Below are 20,521 nucleotides of genomic sequence, written 5' to 3' on the forward strand. Positions count from 1 at the left end.
ACCATGATCCCGGAAAGTGGATACCGGTTTTCGGAACAGATCATGGGATCAGGTTGGGTGACCGGCATGTAGGAATTTGATGGCTAGATCGGTAGCCCCATGATTCGCTCGATGATGGCGATGCCCCAGACGCCGGCAACGATCACCACCGAAATCAGCACCGCCAGCGAACCGCAGTCCTTGGCGAGCTGGATATCGACGTTGAACTCCCGGCTGAACGCATCGCATGCGGCCTCGATGCCGGTGTTCAGCACTTCGACCATGATCAGCAGCAGCACCGCGCCGATTAGCAGCGCATAGCCGCGCCACGACACCGAAACAAACCAGCCGAGCGGCAGCGCCAGCACGAGCAGCATCAGCTCCTGCTGGAAGGCTTTTTCGCTGGAAGCCAATTTGCGAAATGCCCGCACTGAATTGTAGAAAGCATCGATCAGCCGCTGCATGCCAAACCTTTTCCGAACCACCGGCAGGGGATAGCGCAATGGCCGGATCAAGGGAATAAGGCGATCGCTGCAAAAATCATTTGCCGGCGAGCTTGTCACTCATCGGCGACCTTGGTCGACGGCGTCGATTTTTCGAACTGCGGCAGCCCATCGTCGATCGTGTAGTAGTCGCCCTTGTCGCCGACGAAGATGTGGCATTGGCCCTGAGTCCGGTGGGCTTGTCGAACAGTCCGGCCAGAACCGAGACATATTCATCATCCTGCGGCTTCCAGAACAGCAACGAGCCGCATGTCTTGCAGAAACCGCGCCTGGCAAACGAAGATGCTTCGTACCAGGTGATGCTTTCCGCGCCCATAATCGTGATGTCTGCGTTGGCAACATTGGTTGCAGCGTAGAAATGCCCGCTCTGCTTCCGGCATTGCGAGCAGTGGCAGTAGATGACGCCGCGCAAGGCCCCTCGCGTCTTGAACCGCACAGCCCCGCACAGGCAAGAGCCGCTATGTGTGTTGTCCATCTCGGGCCTCCCGACGCAGCCGTGATCCTCGGCGTCCCTTGCCAGGATTCCAGTTTTGCAGCGGCCGTGCTCAAGCGAATGCGACATTCGACGGGCGTGTTCCCCACAGCACGATTTGGACAAAGCGGCAGGCCGCGCCAACAACCTCTCGACGGCGCCAATTGTTAAAGCAATATCTTTCCATATGAATTTTTGTGCGCTATATTTTCATTAGAAAGGAGACGCTGCCGACAATGCAACCCAATCTCGCCGCCAACACGGCCGAAAATGCAGTGCTGACCAAGGCGACGCTGCGCGCCGCCGACCTGCTGGACATTACCGCCAGGATGCTGGCCTCCACCATTGGGGTTTCGGAAGCCACGGTTTCGCGCATGCGCAGACGGGAATTCCTGCTGGAGCGTGGAACCAAGCCGTTCGAGCTTGCCGTGCTGTTCGTCCGCCTGTTCCGCTCGCTCGACGCCATTGTCGGCGGCGACGAGACCGTCGCCCGGGCATGGCTGAAGAACGCCAACACGGCCTTCGATGGCACCCCGCTCGAAAAAATCGTGACGATATCAGGGCTTGTCGATGTCATTGCCTATCTGGACTCCCGACGCGCTCTCGTCTGAAGCCGCCAAACGAGGTGGCAAGTATGGCAAGTATGGGCTCGACGGCAAATATTGGCGCATGGTCGAGGCGCAGCATCGCGTCTCGACATTGAAAGTCGTTGACACGCTCGACGAGCAGGCCGTCCTCGAAGACCTGATCGAGGAAACCAAGCCGCAAATCCCCTTGGAATGCCGGCATCTGCATTATCTCCTGGCAACGCCCTTCCGCTACGGCTCGATCTACCCGCACGGTTCGCGCTTCCGCCGCGCCGGCAGGACCAAGGGCGTCTACTACGCGGCGGAAACCATGATGACCGCAGTTTCCGAAATGGCTTTTTACCGCCTGCTGTTCTTCGCCGAATCGCCGGCTACGCCGTGGCCGCACGACGCCGCCGAATACACCGCCTTCGCCGCCGCGATACGCAGCACAAAGGTGATCGACCTGACGCGGCCACCGCTCGACCGCGACGCGGCGGCGTGGACGCACCCGACCGACTATGCGGCCTGCCAAAATATTGCCGATGTCGCGCGCGAAGCCAGGCTGGAGGCGATCCGCTATCGCTCCGTGCGCGACCCGAAAGGCGCTAACGTGGCGCTGCTGGCATGCAGCGGCTTTGCCAAGCCGAAACCGCTGGAACCCCACACCTGGCGCATCCGGCTGGGCGCCTTCGGCGTGCAGGCGATCTGCGAGTTTCCGCAAAAGCGGATCGAGTTTTCGAGGACGGCGTTTGCCGCCGATCCCCGGCTCAACGGACTGCGCTGGGAGCGCGGCCGCTAGCCGGATCCTCGCTAAAAACCGGCGGGTGCGTAGCGCAGCAGCGTCACGCCCTGGGTTAGGCTTTCCTTACCAAGCGGCTTCAAGGTCCGCGACAGGCCGGACTGGAAATACGGCTTGCCGCCGCCAAGCACGACCGGGTGGATGTAGAGCCGGTACTCGTCGATCAGACCGGAGCGTGCAAGATGCGCGGCAAGATCTGATCGATGGTGACTGAAATCAGCCGTTGACGGCCTGCTTGTGCTGGACCGGGTGGCTTTTCTTGAGCAGGTCCGAGACCAGGAACGCCAGTTCGATCGCCTGGTCGGCGTTGAGGCGCGGGTCGCAATGGGTGTGGTAGCGGTCCTGCAATTCCTCGGCGGTGATGGCGCGGGCGCCACCGGTGCATTCGGTGACGTTCTTGCCGGTCATCTCGATATGGATGCCGCCCGGATGCGTGCCTTCGGCACGATGCACCTCGAAGAAGCTCTGCACTTCCTTCAGGATGCGGTCGAATGGCCGTGTCTTGTAGCCGGCGGCCTCGATCGTGTTGCCATGCATCGGGTCCGACGACCACACCACGCTGCGGCCTTCCTTCTGCACCGCGCGCACCAGCTTCGGCAGATGCTCGGCGACCTTGTCGGAGCCGAAGCGCGCGATCAGCGTCAGCCGGCCGGGCTCGTTTTCCGGGTTGAGCAGGTCGATGAGCTGCAGCAACCCGTCCGGCGTCAGCGACGGGCCGCATTTTAGGCCCAGCGGGTTCTTGATGCCACGGCAGTATTCGACATGGGCATGGTCGGGCTGGCGGGTGCGATCGCCGATCCAGATCATGTGGCCGGAGGTTGCATACCAGTCGCCGGAGGTCGAATCGACGCGGGTCAGCGCCTCCTCGTAGCCGAGCAGCAGCGCCTCGTGGCTGGTGTAGAAGTCGGTCTCGCGCAGCGCGTAATTGGTCTCCGAGGTGATGCCGACAGCCTTCATGAAGTCCATCGTCTCGGTGATGCGGTTGGCGAGCGACTCGTATTTCTCGCCCTGCGGGCTGTCGGACACGAAGCCCAGCATCCATTGATGCACGTTCTCCAGGCTGGCGTAGCCGCCCTGCGCAAACGCGCGCAACAGGTTGAGCGTCGCCGCCGACTGGCGGTAGGCCATCTCCTGGCGTGCCGGATCGGGAATGCGCGACTTGGCGTCGAATTCGATGCCGTTGATGATGTCGCCGCGATAGCTGGGCAGCGTCACGCCGCCCTTGGTCTCGGCGTCCGACGAGCGCGGCTTGGCGAACTGGCCGGCAACACGGCCGACCTTCACCACCGGCTGCGCGCCGGCGAAGGTCAACACCACGGACATCTGCAGGAAGACGCGGAAGAAGTCGCGGATGTTGTCCGCGCCATGTTCGGCAAAACTCTCGGCGCAATCGCCGCCCTGCAGAAGGAATGCGTCACCGGCAGCGACGGTCGCAAGCTGCTTCTTCAGCTTGCGTGCCTCACCTGCAAAAACCAGCGGCGGAAAGGTGGCGAGCTGGGCTTCCGTGTTCTTCAGCGCGGCAAGATCCGGATAGGCAGGAACCTGCTGGATCGGCTTTGCTCTCCACGAATTCGGCGACCATTTCGTCATCGTTGCACCCAAAATTCCTTCCAGCGGGTGTTATAGCCCGCCATTTCGCCCCAATACGGGATCGCGGCTCCATACACGAAGCCGATTTCCTATTCTAGACCGGAATTTCGGTGGTGGCGAATGGCGCAAGCTCGCCGCCTGTCTTTCCTTCTCCCCTTGTGGGAGAAGGTGGATTGGCGCGCAGCGCCAAGACGGATGAGGGGTGTTGGCCGGAGCACGGTTTTGCCAAGCTGGAACACCCCTCATCCGACCGCTTCGCGGCCACCTTCTCCCACAAGGGGAGAAGGGGGAGCCAGCTGAGCCGCGCTAAGCCGCCTTCTCCACCAGCCTTGCCAGCTGCGTCATGACGACCGCTGAACCGGCCAGCCGCTTTTCAGGTGTCGGCCAGTCGCGGACGAAAACGACGCTGTGGTCCGGCCGGATTTTGGCCAGCGAACCCTGCTCGCCGATGAAGGTGACCAGCCCGACGGGGTTGGAGAACTCGCGCTTGCGGAAATGGATGACGACGCCCTTTGGCCCGGCATCGAGCTTTTCGACATTGGCCTTGCGGCACAGCGCCTTGATGAAGACGATCTTCAACAGATGCTTCACTTCCTCCGGCAGCGGTCCGAAGCGGTCGATCAGCTCGGCGCCGAAAGCGTCGATCTCCTCGGTGTTTTCGAGATCGCCGAGGCGGCGGTAGAGCGCCAGCCGCAGCTGCAGGTCCGGAACATAGCTTTCGGGGATCATCACCGCCGTGCCGACGGCGATCTGCGGCGACCAGCCGCCATCCTGCACCTCGCCCGAATCCTTGACCTCGGCGACGGCCTCTTCCAGCATCTGCTGGTAGAGCTCGAAGCCGACCTCCTTGATGTGGCCGGACTGCTCCTCGCCGAGAAGATTGCCAGCACCGCGGATGTCGAGATCGTGGCTGGCGAGTTGGAAACCGGCGCCGAGCGTGTCGAGCGACTGCAGCACCTTCAGCCGGCGCTCGGCGGTATCGGTCAGCTTGCGGTTGGCCGGCAGCGTGAACAGCGCATAGGCGCGCACCTTCGAGCGGCCGACGCGGCCGCGCAGCTGGTAGAGCTGCGACAGGCCGAACATGTCGGCGCGATGCACGATCAGCGTGTTGGCGGTCGGGATATCGAGGCCGGATTCGACGATGGTGGTCGACAACAGCACATCGTACTGGCCGTCGTAGAAGGCGTTCATGATGTCGTCGAGCTCGCCGGGCGGCATCTGGCCGTGAGCGACAGCCACCTTTAGCTCGGGCACGGATTCACGAAGGAAATCATGAATTTCCGCCAGATCGCTGATGCGCGGCACGACATAGAAGGAATGACCGCCGCGGTAGCGTTCCCGCAGCAGGGTCTCGCGGATGACCAGCGGGTCGAAGGGCGAGATGAAGGTGCGCACAGCCAGGCGGTCGACCGGCGGCGTGGCGATCAGCGACAGTTCGCGCACCCCGGTCAATGCCAGTTGCAGCGTGCGCGGGATCGGCGTCGCCGACAGCGTCAGCACATGCACGTCGCTCTTCAGGTCCTTCAGCCGTTCCTTGTGCTTGACGCCAAAATGCTGTTCCTCGTCGATGATCAACAGGCCGAGATTCTTGAACGAGATCGACGAGCCGAGCAGCGCGTGAGTGCCGATGACGATGTCGACGGTGCCGTCGGCGATGCCTTTCTTGGCCTCTGCCAGTTCCTTGGCGCCGACCAGCCGCGAGGCCTGGGCGACGCGGATCGGCAGGCCGGAGAAGCGCTGCGAGAAGGTCTTGAAATGCTGGCGCGACAGCAGCGTCGTCGGCACCACCACCGCGACCTGAAAGCCTTCCATCGCCGCAATGAAGGCGGCGCGAAGTGCCACCTCGGTCTTGCCGAAGCCGACATCGCCGCAGATCAGCCGATCCATCGGCTTGCCGGCGCCCAGGTCGCCCATCACCGAATCGATCGCCGTCTGCTGGTCGTCGGTCTCCTCATAGGGAAACCGCGCGGCGAATTCGTCATAGAGACCGCCTGCCGGCACCAGCGAAGGGGCAGCGCGCATATGCCGCTCGGCGGCGATGCGGATCAACTGCCCGGCCATGTCGAGCAGCCGCCGCTTCAGCCGCGCTTTTCTGGACTGCCAGGCGCCGCCGCCAAGCTTGTCCAATGTCGCTTCGGCCGAATCCGAGCCATAGCGCGACAAAAGCTCGATGTTCTCCACCGGCAGGAACAGCCGGTCGTCGCCGGCGTAATGGATTTCGAGGCAATCATGCGGTGCGCCGATCGCCTCGATGGTGCGCAGCCCGATGAAGCGGCCAATACCGTGGTCGCTATGGACGACGATGTCGCCGGAGGACAAAGCCGAGGCCTCGGCGATGAAATCGGAAGGGCGCTTCTTGCGCTTCGAGCGACGGATGAGCCGGTCGCCCAGAATGTCCTGCTCGGCGACGACGACCAGTTTCTCGGTCTCGAAGCCGGATTCGAGCGGCAGCACGGCAAGTCCCGCCTGCCCCGGTTCGAGCTTTTCCGCCTCGGCCAGCGTAGCCACCGGCTCGAGGTTGCCGAGATGATGCTCGGCCAGGATCTGGCCGAGCCGGTCGAGCGAACCTTCGGTCCAGCCGGCGACGACGACGCGACGGCGGGCGGCGCGCTCGTCGGCGATGTGTTTTACAACGACGTCGAAGACGTTGACGTTGGGGTCGGCGCGTTCCTCGACGAAGCTGCGGCCGTGCCGCGACCCGGCATGGAAGATTTTCCTGGCGCCGGCGTCGGGCGCGTCGAACGGCGTGAAGTCGATCGCCTCGCGCGGGCCAAGCGAGGCGATGAGGTTTTCCGGCGACAGATAAAGCAGGTCGGGCGGCACCGGCTTATAGGGGACGGCGTCCTTCAGCGCGCCGTCGGCCTGCTTCCTGCGCGCCTCGTAATGGTCGAGGATCAGCGCATGGCGCTCCGCCAGCGCCTCATGCGCCAGATGATCGAACACGACAGGCGTGTCCGGCAGATAGTCGAACACCGTCTCCAGCCGCTCGTAGAAGAACGGCAGCCAGTGCTCCATGCCGGCAAAACGCCGTCCCTCGCTGACCGCCGCATAGAGCCCATCGTCACGCGAGGGCGCGCCAAAAGCGTCGATGTAGGAGCGGCGGAAGCGGCTGATGGTCTCCGGCGTCAGCGCCACTTCGCTCATCGCCTGCAGCGCCATCGACTTGCGCTGGCCGGTGGTGCGCTGCGTGGCGGCGTCGAAGACGCGGATCGATTCCAGCGTATCGCCGAAGAAATCGAGCCTGAGCGCTTCCGTCCAGCCCGGCGCCAACAGGTCCAGAATGCCGCCGCGCACCGCGAACTCGCCGACGCCGCGCACGGTCGGCACCCGCTCGAAGCCTGATATCTCCAGCCGCGACGCCAGTGCGTTCATGTCGATCTGGTTGCCGGGTTTGGCGTGAAATGTCTGCGCCTCGACAAGGCTTGCCGGCGGAATGCGCTGCAGCAGCGCGTTGGCGGTGGTCAGGATGACGGCGCGGTGCGGGTTTTTTGCCAACGCGATCATCGCGGTGAGCGCGTCCAGGCGCCGCGCGGCTGCATCCGAGCCGGGCGAAACGCGGTCATAGGGCAGACAATCCCAGGCCGGCAGTCCGAGCACCGGCAGGCCAGGCGCGGCGAAGGAAAGCGCCTCGACGATCGCAGGCAGGCGCTGGCCGTCACGTGCCACGAACAGCACCGGCTTGTCGGGCGCGATCTCGTGCGCGGCCTGCACCAGCGCGAAGGCTTCGTAACCATCGGCGACGCCGTCGACGATGAACTGGCCGGCGCGGCCTTTCGGCAGGCCGATTGTGGGGATCAGGCTCATGGAATCACGTATTTCAGAATGTCATCGCCTGGCGCGACGCCAGGATTTTTTGCAGGACGGCACAGTCGATGTCAGCCGGAATCGGCCGCTCGCCGGTGATCACGGGCAGGAATTCGGTGTCGGCAATTTCGAGGAGCCTCTCATATTGGTCGAGTTCGTCGCCGGTCAAGCCGCCGATCTCGGCGTCTGCGAAACTGCCGAGAATAAGGTCCATTTCGCGCATGCCGCGATGCCAGGATCGAAACAGAAGCTTGCGGCGGCGGGCGTCGAGCCCCTCGCTTGATCGTCTTGTTCCGGTCATTGTCCAGCATCCTTGCCTGAAGCGGCGCATATAGCGTGGATAGAGCGCGGTGTCAGCCTTGCAACGGTCCGGCGGGTGTCTAACATCCCGGTGTGACATACACTCCTGACACCGTCGGCGCTAAGACCCCCCTCTGTCCTACCGGACATCCCCCCTCAAGGGGGGAGATTGGATGTTGTTTCTGCTTTCGCAAATCTCCAATGCTGTAGAAGGCACGCTGTCGGCAAAGCTGCCGATCTCCCCCCTTGAGGGGGAGATGGCCGGCAGGCCAGAGGGGGGTGAGCGCCGACATCGCGTGGTCTCTCACCCGTGAGACCTTCCCTCCTCGATCCGATGTTTGTCCCGATCACCTCGCTTGCCGGCGTCGGGCCGAAGGTCGGCGCCCTGATCGAGAAAATCGTGCCGGCCGATCTCGGCGACCGCCGCCCCGCACGTGCCGGCGATCTTCTGTTCGTGCTGCCGCATTCGGTGATCGACCGCCGCAACCGGCCGGGCATCGCCGGTTCGGTCGAAGGCGCGATCGTCACCCTCGAAGTGCGCATCGATCGCCACCAACCGCCGCCGCGCGGCAACCGATCGGTGCCGTACCGGGTTTACGCCCATGACGACACCGGCGAGATCGCGCTGACCTTCTTCCATGCGCATGCCGCCTATCTCGAAAAGACGATGCCGGAGGGCGAGCATGTCGTGGTCTCCGGCCGCATGGAATGGTTCAACGGCCGCCCGACCATGGTTCATCCCGACCACATCGCGCTGGCCAGCGAAGTGGAAAACCTGCCGCTGGTCGAGCCGGTCTATCCGCTCACCGCCGGCCTCTCGGGAAAAGTGCTGCGCCGGGCAATCGGCCAGGCGCTCGCTCGCTTGCCGGTGCTGCCGGAATGGCAGGAGGGTGAGTTTCTGCGCCGCCGCAGCTTTCCCGCCTTCGGTGATGCTCTCTCCCGCATCCACAATCCCGCCGACCCGATCGACGTGTCCGTCGACGGCGCGGCCTGGCGGCGTCTCGCCTATGACGAGTTTCTGGCAGGCCAGGTGTCGCTGGCGCTGGTGCGCGCAAAAGTCCGCCGCCTGTCCGGCCGGCCGCTGGTCGGGGACGGCCGCTTCGTCGAAAAGCTGCGCGCCGCCCTTCCCTATTCGCTGACCAATTCGCAGGAAATGGCGCTTGCCGAAATCAATGCCGATCTCGGTGACCCCGAACGCATGCTGCGCCTTCTGCAGGGTGATGTCGGGTCAGGCAAGACGGTTGTCGCGCTGCTCGCCATGGCGCGCGCTGTCGAGGCCGGCGGCCAGGCGGCATTGATGGCGCCGACCGAAATTTTGGCGCGCCAGCATCTTGCGACGATTGCGCCGTTGGCGGAACAAGCCGGCCTGCGCATCGCCATCCTCACCGGCCGCGAAAAGGGCCGCGAGCGCGCCGAGACGCTGACCGGCCTGGCCAGTGGCGAGATCGACATCGTCGTCGGCACCCATGCGCTGTTCCAGCAAACGGTGACGTTCCACGACCTGGTCCTCGCCGTCATCGACGAACAGCACCGGTTTGGCGTCCACCAGCGGCTGGCCATCACCGCCAAGGGCGACGCGCCCGACATGCTGGTGATGACGGCGACGCCGATCCCGCGCACGCTGGTGCTGACTGCTTTCGGCGACATGGATGTGTCGAAGCTGACAGAAAAACCGGCCGGGCGCCAACCGATCCGCACCGCCACCCTGCCGCTCGAGCGGCTCGACGAACTTGTCGGCCGCATGCGCGACGCAGTCGCCGACGGCCAGAAGATTTATTGGATCTGTCCGCTGGTCGAGGAGTCCGAAGAGATCAAGCTGATGTCGGCGGAGGACCGTTTTGCCTCCTTGAAGCCGCTGTTCGGCGACCGGATCGGCCTGGTGCACGGCCGCATGAAGGGCGCCGAAAAAGACGAGGCGATGCGCGCCTTCAAGGCCGGCGAGACACGCATCCTGATCGCCACCACGGTCATCGAGGTCGGCGTCGATGTGCCGGATGCGACGATCATGGTCATCGAGCATGCCGAGCGCTTCGGCCTCGCTCAGTTGCACCAGTTGCGCGGCCGGGTCGGTCGCGGCGAAAAACCGTCGTCCTGCGTGCTGCTCTACAAGGATCCGCTCGGCGAGACGGCAACGCGCCGGCTGTCGGTGATGCGCGAAACCGAGGATGGGTTTCGCATCGCCGAGGAGGATCTGAAGCTGCGCGGCGAAGGCGAGTTGCTCGGCACCCGCCAGTCCGGCACCCCTGGCTTCCAGGTGGCGCGCATCGAGGCGCATGCCGACCTGCTCGAAGCCGCTCGCGACGACGCGCGGCTGATCCTGTCGCGCGATCCGGAACTGCAATCCGAACGCGGCGCCGCCCTTCGCATGCTGCTCTATTTGTTCGGACGCGACGAGGCGGTGCGGCTCTTGCGCGCCGGCTGAGGCTCGGCATCCACCGGCGGATTGCCGATCTGGCCGCCGATCGGCTTGCCGTTCAACGTCACCATGTTCGTCTTGACCGCCGGCGCCACCAGCCCTGCCGAAACGATCAGCTTGGCGCCGTCCTCGATCGTCATGTCGAGCAGCACGATATCGGATTTCGGCACATACATCAGGAAGCCGGTGGTCGGGTTGGGCGTGCACGGCATGAACACCGCGATCAGCGGATCACCCTCCTGGTCGAGCTTCTGGTTGATCTCGGTTTCCTTCTCGCTGGCAACGAAGACCAGCGACCAGACGCCCTTGCGCGGGTATTCGACCAGCCCGACCTGGCGGAACATGTCGCCCTTGTTCGACAGCACGGTCTCGAAGATCTGCTTCAGCGACCCATAGATGCCGCGCACCAGCGGCATGCGGCCGAGCAGCCGCTCGCCGAACAAGACGATAGCCCGGCCGACGATATTGGCGGTCAGGAAACCGATCAGGGTGATCAGGATCAAGGCGACGATCAGCCCGAATCCCGGAACCGGCGCCGGCAGATAGCTATCGGGGTTGTAACGCGCCGGAATATAGGGTTTCACCCAGGAATCGACCCAGCCGATGAACGACCAGGCGATGTAGGCGGTGATCGCCAGCGGCGCGCAGACGACAAAGCCTGTCAGAAAGTAATTCCGCAGCCGGGTCATGCCTGAGGTCTTGGAAGCATCGGACATGGTTCACCGCAGCGCTGATTGCGGCGCGACATTAATGAACCGCATCCGGCTTTGGAACTGCGAATTTTTTAAACCACGCCTATTCCACCGTCACCGATTTCGCCAGGTTGCGCGGCTGGTCGACGTCGGTGCCCATGAACACCGCGGTGAAATAGGCCAGCATCTGGATCGGCAGCGCGTAGATGATCGGCGAGATGATTTCCGGCACGTCCGGCAGCACGATCGTCTCCATCGTCTTCACCGTGGCGTGCGCGGCACCCTTGCTGTCGGTGATCAGGATGATCTTGCCGCCGCGCGCCGCCACTTCCTGCATGTTCGACACGGTTTTTTCAAAAATCCGGTCATGCGGGGCAATGACGATCACCGGCATGTTCTCGTCGATCAGCGCGATCGGCCCGTGCTTCAGCTCGCCGGCAGCATAGCCCTCGGCATGGATATAGGAGATTTCCTTGAGCTTCAGCGCGCCTTCCATGGCCAGCGGGAAATTGGTATCGCGGCCAAGATAAAGCACGTTCTTGTAGTGCGAGAGGTCGCGCGCGACCTTTTCGATCTGGCCGTCGAGCTTCAGGACCTGGTTGGCATAGCGCGGCGCTTCCGACAGTTGGCGGACCAGCGTCGTTTCCTGTTCCTGCGAAATCGTTCCGCGCGCCACGCCGGCCCGCACGGCAAGCGAGGCCAGCACCGACAATTGACAGGTGAAGGCCTTGGTCGAGGCGACGCCGATCTCCGGTCCGGCCAGCGTCGGCAGGATGACGTCGGATTCGCGCGCCATCGTCGATTCGCGGACATTGACGACCGCGCCGATCTTCATGCCCGCCTTGCGGCAATAGCGCAGCGAGGCCAGCGTGTCGGCGGTCTCGCCCGATTGCGAGATGAAGAAGGCGGCGTCTGTCTTCGACAGCGGCATTTCACGGTAACGGAATTCCGAAGCGACATCGATGTCGACCGGCAGACGCGCATAGCGCTCGAACCAGTATTTGCTGATCAGGCCGGCCAGATAGGCAGTGCCGCAGGCCGAAATCGCCAGCCGGTCGATTTTGGCGAAATCGAACGGCAGGTCGAGCGGCTTCGAGACGCCGCCAACGAAATCCACATAATGCGCCAGCGTGTGCGAGATCACCTCGGGCTGTTCATGGATTTCCTTCTCCATGAAATGGCGCCGGTTGCCCTTGTCGACCATGAAGCTGGTGCTGAGCGACTGCTGGCGCTTGCGGTCGACCTTGTTGCCGTCCATGTCGAAGATGGCGACGTCGTTGCGGCGCACCACCGCCCAGTCGCCATCCTCCAGATAGGTGATCGAATTGGTGAAGGGGGCAAGCGCGATGGCGTCGGAGCCCAAAAACATCTCGCCATCGCCATGGCCTACGGCCAGCGGCGGGCCGTTGCGCGCGCCAACGATGAGATCCTCGTCGCCCCTGAACATGATGGCCAGCGCAAAGGCGCCTTCCAGCCGCTTCAGCGCCTGGTGCGCGGCCTCGACCGGCTGCAGGCCCCTGGCCAGTTCGCGCCCGACCAGATGTGCGACGACCTCGGTATCGGTCTGCGACGAAAATGTGTAGCCGTCGCGCATCAGTTCGTCGCGCAGTTCGGCGAAATTCTCGATGATGCCGTTGTGGACGATGGCGACGCCGTCGGAAAAATGCGGATGCGCATTGGTCTCGTTGGGCACGCCGTGCGTCGCCCAGCGCGTGTGGCCGATGCCGATCATGCCGTCGAGCGGTTCGTCCTTCAGCCGGCGTTCGAGATTGATCAGCTTGCCCTCGGCGCGGCGACGCGCCAGCTGGCCGTGCTCGACGGTGGCGACGCCGGCCGAATCATAACCGCGATATTCGAGCCTTTTCAGCGCATCGACGATGAGCGGCGCGACCGGCGAGTGGCTGACAATTCCGACGATACCGCACATAGACGTTGCCCCGATTCCGGCATGAAAACCCGGCGCCATTTAGGGTTGGCCGGGCTGCCGCGAAAATCACATTGCGTTTCGTTCCGTATCAGCCGGAACGGTTCTGCACAGATGCACCATGACAGGGCGCTCTTGCAATCCGGTTACCGCAGCCAGGCTAGCCTTTTTTCCGGGCAGCCGCAGCCGCAGCAAAACGCTCGCGCAATTCCTTGCCCTTGCCGGGCAGCGTCCTCTGGCGGGCGCGGCCGAAGGCGAGCGCATCGTCGGGCACGCTTTCGGTGATCACGCTGCCCGAAGCGATGTAGCCGCCCTTGCCGATTGCAACAGGCGCCACCAGCGACGAATTCGAGCCGACGAAAGCGCCCTCGCCGATATCGGTGAAGAACTTCGAGTAGCCGTCATAATTGCAGGTGATGGTTCCAGCGCCGATATTGGCGCCGGCGCCGACGCGGGCATCGCCGATATAGGTCAGGTGATTGACCTTGGCGCCCTCCTCGACCGTCGCCTGCTTGACCTCGCAGAAATTGCCGACCTTGGCTTTTTGCCGGAGATCGGCGCCCGGCCGCAGCCGCGCAAACGGACCAACATCGCAATTCGAAGCGATCGTGGCGCCTTCAATATGACTGAAGGCATGGATCTTGGCGCCAGTGGCGATTGTCACGCCCGGCCCAAACCAGACATTGGGCTCGACGATCGTATCGGCACCGATCTCGGTATCGTGCGAAAAGAAGACGGTTTCCGGCGCGATCAATGTGACGCCGGAGAGCATGGCTTCGCGCCGCCGGCGCGTCTGCCAGATGCCTTCCGCCGCAGCCAGTTCGGCACGGTTGTTGATGCCGAGCACATTCTCGAAGCCGGCTTCTGCAGCAACGACGTCAAAACCCTGCCCGCCGGCGATCTCGACGATGTCGGTGAGATAGTATTCGCCCTTGGCGTTGTTGTTGCCGACTTGATCGAGCAGCGTCAGCGCGTGCTTGCCGGCAACCGCCATCAGACCGCCATTGCAGAAGGTGATTTTCTTCTCCTCGTCGGTGCAGTCCTTTTCCTCGCGGATGGCGATGAGCTTGCCGCCTTTTTCGATCAGCCGGCCATAGCCGGACGGATTTGACGTGCGGAAGCCGACCACAACGACGGCAGCGCCTTCGGCCAGTTTCAGACGCGCAGCACTCAGCACCTCCGGGTCGATCAGCGGCGTGTCGCCGAACATCACGAGGATGTCGTCGTAACCTTTTGAGATCGCGTCGCGGGCCGCCAGAACGGCATGCGCCGTGCCGAGCCGCTTGTCCTGGACGAAGGTCTCCGCCCTCGGCGCGAATTTTTGCGTGGCCTTGCGCATCTCGTCCGCGCCATGGCCGATCACCAGCGCCAGATCGCCGCTACCTGCGGCTTCAGCAGCCCTCACGACATGGGCGACCATCGGCAGGCCGGCGATTGGGTGCAGCACTTTTGGCACGGCGCTTTTCATGCGCGTGCCCTCGCCGGCGGCGAGGATGACGGACAGGCAGGTTCTCTGGCTCATGGAATGCGACCGTATGAAGAGGGTTGGGAATCAAGGCATGTCTAGCCCAGAATTTCACTAGCATTTGGCGCCATGCTGCACCAATGCGGTTAAATTCCGGTGAGGTGGTCGAGCAACTGACTTTTGATCAGTAGGTCTAGGCGGGCGATCAGGTGGTTACCCTACATCTCCGGTTTCAGCTTTTGCAGCGGCTGCAGCCGCCAAGCCTTGGCGTTTGCGCGGAAATTGGCATCGGAGATGGAATGAATTCAAACAGCCACCCTGCACGACTTACGCTCCTTACGTGGAAGCATGGGCAATGATCTGGCCATTTCCTGCCAGTGATAGGTCTTTTCCGTTATATTAGCATCTGATACGTTCGCTCGGGGGGAGTTGTTCCTGCCATGCGCAGCGTTCGTTTTATCCTCATCTTATTGTTTACAGCTGTTTCGGCGGATGCGCTCGCAGATAGGCGCGTTGCGCTGGTGATGGGTAATTCGGCGTACCAAAACGTACACGGACTTCCTAACCCCACGAACGATGCCAGCGACATGACCGCCAAATTGAAAGATTTGGGCTTCGAGGTAGTGACCGGTCTGGATCTCGATTTGGCCAGGATGCGTGTCACGATACGGAACTTTATCAAGAAGCTCGATAGGGCGGACATTGCGCTGTTCTATTATTCCGGGCATGGCCTGCAGGTTAACGGCAACAATTATATGGCGCCTGTGGATGCTCACCTGTCGTCCTATGACGACCTCGATTTCGAGACACTGCCGATGGACCTTGTTCTTGCGGCGATGGAGCGCGCTTCTAAGGTCAATCTTGTCTTCCTCGATGCCTGCCGGGACAACCCGCTCGCCGAGAATCTTGCCCGGTCGATGGGAACACGATCCGGTTCTGTGGGTCGGGGTCTAGCCAAGCTTGGCAGCGGTGTCGGTTCTCTCATCGCATTCGCAACGCAGCCGGGCAACGTGGCATTCGACGGGTCAGGTAGAAACTCCCCCTTCACAACTGCATTGCTCAGGCACCTCGGCACGCCGGGGCAGGATATCACCCGCGACCTCGTTCATGTGCGACGAGATGTGCTCGAAGCGACGTATGGAAAGCAAGTTCCATGGGACAATTCCTCGCTCACGGGCGATGTGGTGTTGAATCCTCTCCCGATTCAGGAGCCGAAGGCGGAATCCGCCCGCACGCCGGTACCAGTCGGGCCTGACAATGCGGTTGAGATCGCTTATTGGGAAACGATCAAGGACTCGGCGGACAAGAGTTTCTTTCAAGCGTACCTACAGCAATATCCGAATGGCGCGTTTGTAGCCCTAGCCAAGTTAAAGATCGACGCAATAAACAGTCGGGTCGATTTGCAACGGCAGGCGACTGAACGACAAAAGGCAGAACAAGATCGCGTGCAAGGGAGGCCTGTCGCAAAGGCTTCAGACGACGTCAAGACCGTCGCCAGGCTTGAACATCCCAATCCGGAAGTCCAACCGGAGAGGTCTTCAGTAGATTCTGATGGCTCCGGCGAACTTCCTCTTTCCACCCAGAGGGAGTTGGCCCGAATCGGATGCCTTACTGGCCAGGTCGACGGAAAATGGGGTTCCGCCAGCCAGAAAGCTTTGAACGACTATGCGAAGCGGCAAGGGATTAAGCTCGCGTCGGTCGAGCCGACGGGCTACCTTCTAAAAGGGCTGAAAGCAATTCGGGCTAGGGTCTGCCCCCTTCTTTGTGCTGACGGAATGGAGGCACGAGAGGGTCGTTGCACGGGTGCAGGGTCTGCCGGTTTAAGTGCTTTCGACGGAAGATGGGCTTTGACGAGACGTGCCACCAATTCGTTGTGCGGGTGGCGGGAGATTACAGCAAATGTTTCGATCAAAAGCGGTAAGATTTCTGCCCCAAAGTGGGAAGGAAAAATCGCGAGCGATGGCACCTTAAGAATAATACATCGCTTTGTTCACGAGGGGAAAAAAGAAAGCAATATTTTAAACGGAAAGATAAACGGTAACAGAGGTAAAGGTAAATTCTACCATGTAGGCGGAGAGTGTGCAGGCGTTGTTGAAATAGACAAAATGGCACCAATTCAGTAGCAGTATCTTTGTCGCAGATTGAGTATAGGTCAAATTCTGTGGGCCAGCATGGGTTTGCGGGTACAGACCTACCCCAACTGCCCCAGCACCGGGAAATTCTCCAGCAGCCAGTAGGATGCAGCCTGCACGCCGCCGGTCAGAAAAAGCACGCCCGCGACGACCAGCAGCGCGCCCATTGCCTTTTCGACGCGGCCGAGATGGACGCGGAATTTTGCGAGAAAGCGCATGAAGGCGCCGGAAAACAGCGCCGCGACCAGGAACGGTATGCCGAGGCCAAGCGAATAGGCGGCAAGCAGAGCCGCGCCCTCGCCGACCGTCTCGCGGCCGCCGGCCAGCGTCAGGATCGGCCCCAGCACCGGTCCGATGCAGGGTGTCCAGCCGAAGGCGAAGGCCAGTCCCATGACATAGGCGGCAACGATACTGGCCGGCTTGCCCTGCGACTGGAAGCGCGCCTCGCGCGACAGCATCGGGATGCGCAATATGCCGAGAAAGTTCAGACCCATCAGGATGATCAGCACGCCAGCCGCCATCCCCAGCGGCTCCTGCCAGACGCGCAGCAGCCGGCCAATGGTCGAGGCGCCGGCGCCCAGCGCCACGAAGACGGTCGAGAAGCCGAGAACAAAGGCGATCGAGGCAAAAAGCAGCGCGCCGCGTGCGTCGGCCTTGGCGGTGACGCCGGCATTGCCGCGGAAATCATCGACCGACACGCCGGCCATATAGCAGAGATAGGGCGGCACCAGCGGCAGCACGCAAGGCGACAGGAACGAGATCGCCCCCGCCCCGACCGCGCTGACATAGCCGATATCCAACGCCATTCCCGAACTCCTGATGGTTTGCGCTGCCATATAGCCGCGACCGCGCCGATCCGCCAATCACCATCGCGTGGCAAGTCGCAGACGGCCGCTTGCCACGCCTGTCTCGCCCGTCAGCGTCGCATCATGCCGCCCGTCTCTTCAAACCAGGGCTGGCGCGTGATCGATGTTTCTCTTATATCGGCGGAAGTATTTGTCCCGTTCTCCCGGATTCATTGCCGGTTTGTCCAACGATCAGGGCAGCCGCTCTCCCTATCCAGGATAGCGGATATCACATGACGCATCCCTAGGTTGCGCGCTCAAAGCAGGACTGCATTTTGGGCGCTTCCCCTTGACCGGATGCAAAAGCACGGCCATGTGAGCGACAATTATACGAGATTTCGTCGCGCGCAGCGGAATTCTTCTGCCGCACCACAGCTGATATGAGACCTCATGGACGTCGTCGTCGTCGAATCGCCGGCCAAAGCGAAGACAATCAACAAGTACCTCGGAAAGAACTACAAGGTCCTGGCCTCGTTCGGCCACGTCCGCGATCTGCCGGCCAAGGATGGCTCGGTGCGTCCGGACGAGGATTTTGCCATGTCCTGGGCTGTCGACACCGCCTCGAGCAAACGTCTTGCCGACATCGCCAAGGCGGTCAAGGACGCCGACGGCCTGATCCTCGCCACCGACCCGGATCGCGAGGGCGAAGCCATTTCCTGGCATGTTCTGGAAGTGCTGAAGCAGAAGCGCGCGCTGAAGGACAAGCCGGTCAGCCGCGTCGTCTTCAACGCCATCACCAAATCGTCGGTGCTGGAAGCGATGGCCAATCCGCGCCAGATCGATGCGCCGCTGGTCGACGCCTATCTCGCCCGCCGCGCGCTCGACTATCTCGTCGGCTTCACGCTGTCGCCCGTGCTGTGGCGCAAGCTGCCGGGCGCCCGCTCCGCCGGCCGCGTCCAGTCGGTGGCACTGCGCCTCGTCTGCGACCGCGAATTGGAAATCGAGCGCTTCATCCGCGAGGAATACTGGCAGATCGCCGCCATTCTCGGCACGCCGCGCAAGGATAATTTCGAGGCGCGGCTGACCGCCTTCGATCGCAAAAAACTGCAAAAGCTCGACATTTCGAACAAGGCGCAGGCCGACGACATCAAGGCGATGCTGGATGGCGCGACCTTCAAGGCGCTGTCGGTCGAAGCCAAGCCGACCAGGCGCAATCCAGGCCCGCCCTTCACCACCTCGACGCTGCAGCAGGCCGCCTCCTCGCGCCTCGGTTTTTCGGCAAGCCGCACCATGCAGGTGGCGCAGCGGCTCTATGAAGGCATGGACATCGGCGGCGAGACCACCGGCCTGATCACCTATATGCGAACCGACGGCGTGCAGATGGCGCCCGAGGCGATATCAGCCGCGCGCGATGCGATCGCAAAAGAGTTCGGCCCAAAATACCTGCCCGAAAAGCCGCGCAACTACACCACCAAGGCCAAGAACGCCCAGGAAGCGCACGAAGCCATCCGCCCGACCGACTTCATGCGCACGCCGGCTTCGGTCAGGCAATATCTCGATGCCGACCAGGCGCGGCTTTACGAGATTGTCTGGAAACGCGCCATCGCCAGCCAGATGCAGCCAGCCGAGATCGAGCGCACCACGGTCGAAATCGAGGCGGTCAACGGCGCCCGCAGCGCGGAGCTTCGCGCCGTCGGTTCGGTCGTTCGCTTCGATGGCTTCATTGCCGCCTATACCGACCAGAAGGACGAGGATGCGGAAGACGAGGAAGACCGCCGTCTGCCCGAGATCCGTGCCGGCGAACAGCTCGACCGCGAGGCCATCAACGCCACCCAGCACACCACCGAACCGCCGCCGCGCTATTCGGAAGCCTCGCTGATCAAGAAGCTGGAAGAGCTCGGCATCGGCCGGCCGTCGACCTACACGGCGATCCTGAAGACGCTGGAGGACCGCGACTACGTCAGCATGGACAAGCGCAAGCTGTTGCCGCAGGCCAAGGGCCGACTGTTGTCGGCCTTCCTCGAGAGCTTCTTCGAGCGCTATGTCGAATATGACTTCACCGCCTCGCTGGAGGAAAAACTCGACGAGATTTCCGACGGCAAGCTCGCCTGGAAGGATGTGCTGCGCGATTTCTGGAAGGATTTTTCAGGCGCCGTCGCCGACATCAAGGAATTGCGCGTCACCGACGTGCTCGACGCCCTCAACGAGGAACTGGCGCCTCTGGTGTTTCCCGCACGGGAAGACGGTTCAAATCCGCGGATCTGCCCGAAATGCGGCACCGGCAACCTGTCGCTGAAGCTCGGCAAATTCGGCGCCTTTGTCGGCTGCTCGAACTATCCCGAATGCTCCTTCACCCGCCAGCTCGGCGACGCCGCCAACCCCAATGCCGAAAACGGCAATGGCGAGGATGGCACCAAGGTGCTGGGCAAGGACCCCTACACAGCGGAGGAAATCACGCTGCGCAGTGGTCGTTTCGGGCCCTATGTCCAGCGCGGCGACGGCAAGGAAGCCAAGCGCTCCAGCCTGCCCAAGGGCTGGACCGTCGATTCGATCGACCACGAAAAAGCCCTCGCCCTGCTGTCGCTGCCGCGCGACGTCGGCAAGCATCCGGAATCCGGCAAGATGATCTCGGCCGGGCTGGGGCGCTACGGTCCGTTCGTGCTGCATGACGGCACCTACGCCAATCTCGACAACATCGAGGACGTGTTCTCGATCGGTCTCAACCGCGCCGTGTCGGTGATCGCCGAGAAGCAGTTGAAAGGCCCCGGCGGTCGCAATGGCGGCACGCCCGCCGCCTTGAAGGAACTTGGCGAGCATCCGGCGGGCGGCGGCAAGATCGTCGTGCGTGACGGCAAATACGGGCCTTATGTTAATTTCGGCAAGGTCAATGCGACGCTGCCGAAGGGCAAGGACCCGCAGTCGGTGACGATCGAAGACGCGGTGGCGCTGATTGCCGAAAAGGAAGCCAAGGGCGGCAATGGCGGCAGAAAGCCCTTCCGCAAAGCGGCCGCACCTGCCAAAAAGCCTGCGGCCAAAAAACCGGCGGCCCAAAAAATGGCGGCCAAGAAAGTGGCCAACAAAAAGGGATAGT

Annotated in this window: 14 protein-coding genes and 1 pseudogene; 5 read left to right on the forward strand and 10 right to left on the reverse strand. The window is 62.5% G+C overall.

Going from position 1 to position 20,521, the window contains the following annotated elements:
- Positions 1 to 83 precede the first annotated feature (83 nt).
- Positions 84 to 443, reverse strand: coding sequence for a diacylglycerol kinase (locus tag AC0L28_RS08990; protein WP_091593617.1), 360 nt, complete (start codon positions 441 to 443; stop codon positions 84 to 86).
- A gap of 95 nt (positions 444 to 538) precedes the next feature.
- Positions 539 to 957, reverse strand: a pseudogene (locus AC0L28_RS08995) (GFA family protein).
- A gap of 233 nt (positions 958 to 1,190) precedes the next feature.
- On the opposite strand from AC0L28_RS08995, the gene AC0L28_RS09000 reads away from it, so the two are divergent.
- Together AC0L28_RS09000 and AC0L28_RS09005 are read left to right on the forward strand one after the other, a co-directional pair.
- Positions 1,191 to 1,565, forward strand: a complete 375-nt coding sequence (locus AC0L28_RS09000; protein ID WP_473476861.1) for an antitoxin Xre/MbcA/ParS toxin-binding domain-containing protein — start codon at positions 1,191 to 1,193, stop codon at positions 1,563 to 1,565.
- Positions 1,525 to 2,322, forward strand: coding sequence for an RES family NAD+ phosphorylase (locus AC0L28_RS09005; protein ID WP_287378095.1), 798 nt, complete (start codon positions 1,525 to 1,527; stop codon positions 2,320 to 2,322). The genes AC0L28_RS09000 and AC0L28_RS09005 overlap by 41 nt, the downstream gene beginning before the upstream one ends.
- A gap of 11 nt (positions 2,323 to 2,333) precedes the next feature.
- On the opposite strand, the gene AC0L28_RS09010 is transcribed toward AC0L28_RS09005, so the two are convergent.
- The 4 genes from AC0L28_RS09010 to AC0L28_RS09025 all read right to left on the reverse strand — a co-directional run bounded on the left by AC0L28_RS09010 (position 2,334) and on the right by AC0L28_RS09025 (position 8,017).
- Complete coding sequence (locus tag AC0L28_RS09010; RefSeq protein ID WP_473477079.1) at positions 2,334 to 2,648, reverse strand: dihydrofolate reductase family protein; 315 nt, start codon at positions 2,646 to 2,648, stop codon at positions 2,334 to 2,336.
- A complete protein-coding gene (locus AC0L28_RS09015; protein WP_091593609.1) occupies positions 2,539 to 3,912 on the reverse strand; it encodes a class II 3-deoxy-7-phosphoheptulonate synthase in 1,374 nt (457 codons plus the stop codon). Before AC0L28_RS09015 ends, AC0L28_RS09010 begins: the two co-directional genes overlap by 110 nt.
- A 306-nt stretch (positions 3,913 to 4,218) precedes the next feature.
- Positions 4,219 to 7,716 carry a transcription-repair coupling factor gene (gene mfd / locus AC0L28_RS09020; protein ID WP_473476865.1) on the reverse strand — a complete coding sequence of 1,166 codons (3,498 nt, stop codon included), beginning with the start codon at positions 7,714 to 7,716 and terminating at the stop codon, positions 4,219 to 4,221.
- 13 nt (positions 7,717 to 7,729) lie between these two features.
- Positions 7,730 to 8,017, reverse strand: coding sequence for an FAD assembly factor SdhE (locus AC0L28_RS09025; protein WP_023801098.1), 288 nt, complete (start codon positions 8,015 to 8,017; stop codon positions 7,730 to 7,732).
- Between the two features lie 333 nt (positions 8,018 to 8,350).
- Here AC0L28_RS09025 and recG point away from each other — a divergent pair, with 333 nt between their 5' ends.
- The gene (gene recG / locus AC0L28_RS09030) at positions 8,351 to 10,438 is read left to right on the forward strand and encodes an ATP-dependent DNA helicase RecG (protein WP_287174078.1); all 2,088 of its coding nucleotides are present in this window, start codon (positions 8,351 to 8,353) and stop codon (positions 10,436 to 10,438) included.
- On the opposite strand, the gene AC0L28_RS09035 is transcribed toward recG, so the two are convergent.
- The 3 genes from AC0L28_RS09035 to glmU form a co-directional block, all read right to left on the reverse strand.
- Positions 10,390 to 11,148 (reverse strand): DUF502 domain-containing protein, encoded by a 759-nt coding sequence (locus tag AC0L28_RS09035; RefSeq protein ID WP_031255660.1) that lies wholly within the window; start codon positions 11,146 to 11,148, stop codon positions 10,390 to 10,392. The genes recG and AC0L28_RS09035 overlap by 49 nt on opposite strands.
- Positions 11,149 to 11,227: 79 nt before the next feature.
- Entirely contained in the window at positions 11,228 to 13,051 is a 1,824-nt protein-coding gene (gene glmS / locus AC0L28_RS09040) for a glutamine--fructose-6-phosphate transaminase (isomerizing) (protein ID WP_027155143.1), read from the reverse strand.
- 157 nt (positions 13,052 to 13,208) lie between these two features.
- Complete coding sequence (gene glmU / locus AC0L28_RS09045; RefSeq protein ID WP_473476868.1) at positions 13,209 to 14,570, reverse strand: bifunctional UDP-N-acetylglucosamine diphosphorylase/glucosamine-1-phosphate N-acetyltransferase GlmU; 1,362 nt, start codon at positions 14,568 to 14,570, stop codon at positions 13,209 to 13,211.
- A 383-nt stretch (positions 14,571 to 14,953) separates the two neighbouring features.
- Here glmU and AC0L28_RS09050 point away from each other — a divergent pair, with 383 nt between their 5' ends.
- A complete protein-coding gene (locus AC0L28_RS09050) occupies positions 14,954 to 16,636 on the forward strand; it encodes a caspase family protein (RefSeq protein WP_473476871.1) in 1,683 nt (560 codons plus the stop codon).
- A gap of 68 nt (positions 16,637 to 16,704) precedes the next feature.
- On the opposite strand, the gene AC0L28_RS09055 is transcribed toward AC0L28_RS09050, so the two are convergent.
- Entirely contained in the window at positions 16,705 to 17,451 is a 747-nt protein-coding gene (locus tag AC0L28_RS09055; RefSeq protein ID WP_023801091.1) for a cytochrome c biogenesis CcdA family protein, read from the reverse strand.
- Positions 17,452 to 17,880: 429 nt separating this feature from the next.
- Here AC0L28_RS09055 and topA point away from each other — a divergent pair, with 429 nt between their 5' ends.
- Positions 17,881 to 20,520: a type I DNA topoisomerase gene (gene topA / locus AC0L28_RS09060; RefSeq protein WP_128168997.1), complete on the forward strand. Its 2,640-nt coding sequence runs from the start codon at positions 17,881 to 17,883 to the stop codon at positions 20,518 to 20,520.
- Position 20,521: the final 1 nt, after the last annotated feature.

This window comes from Mesorhizobium sp. WSM4847, assembly GCF_055811335.1.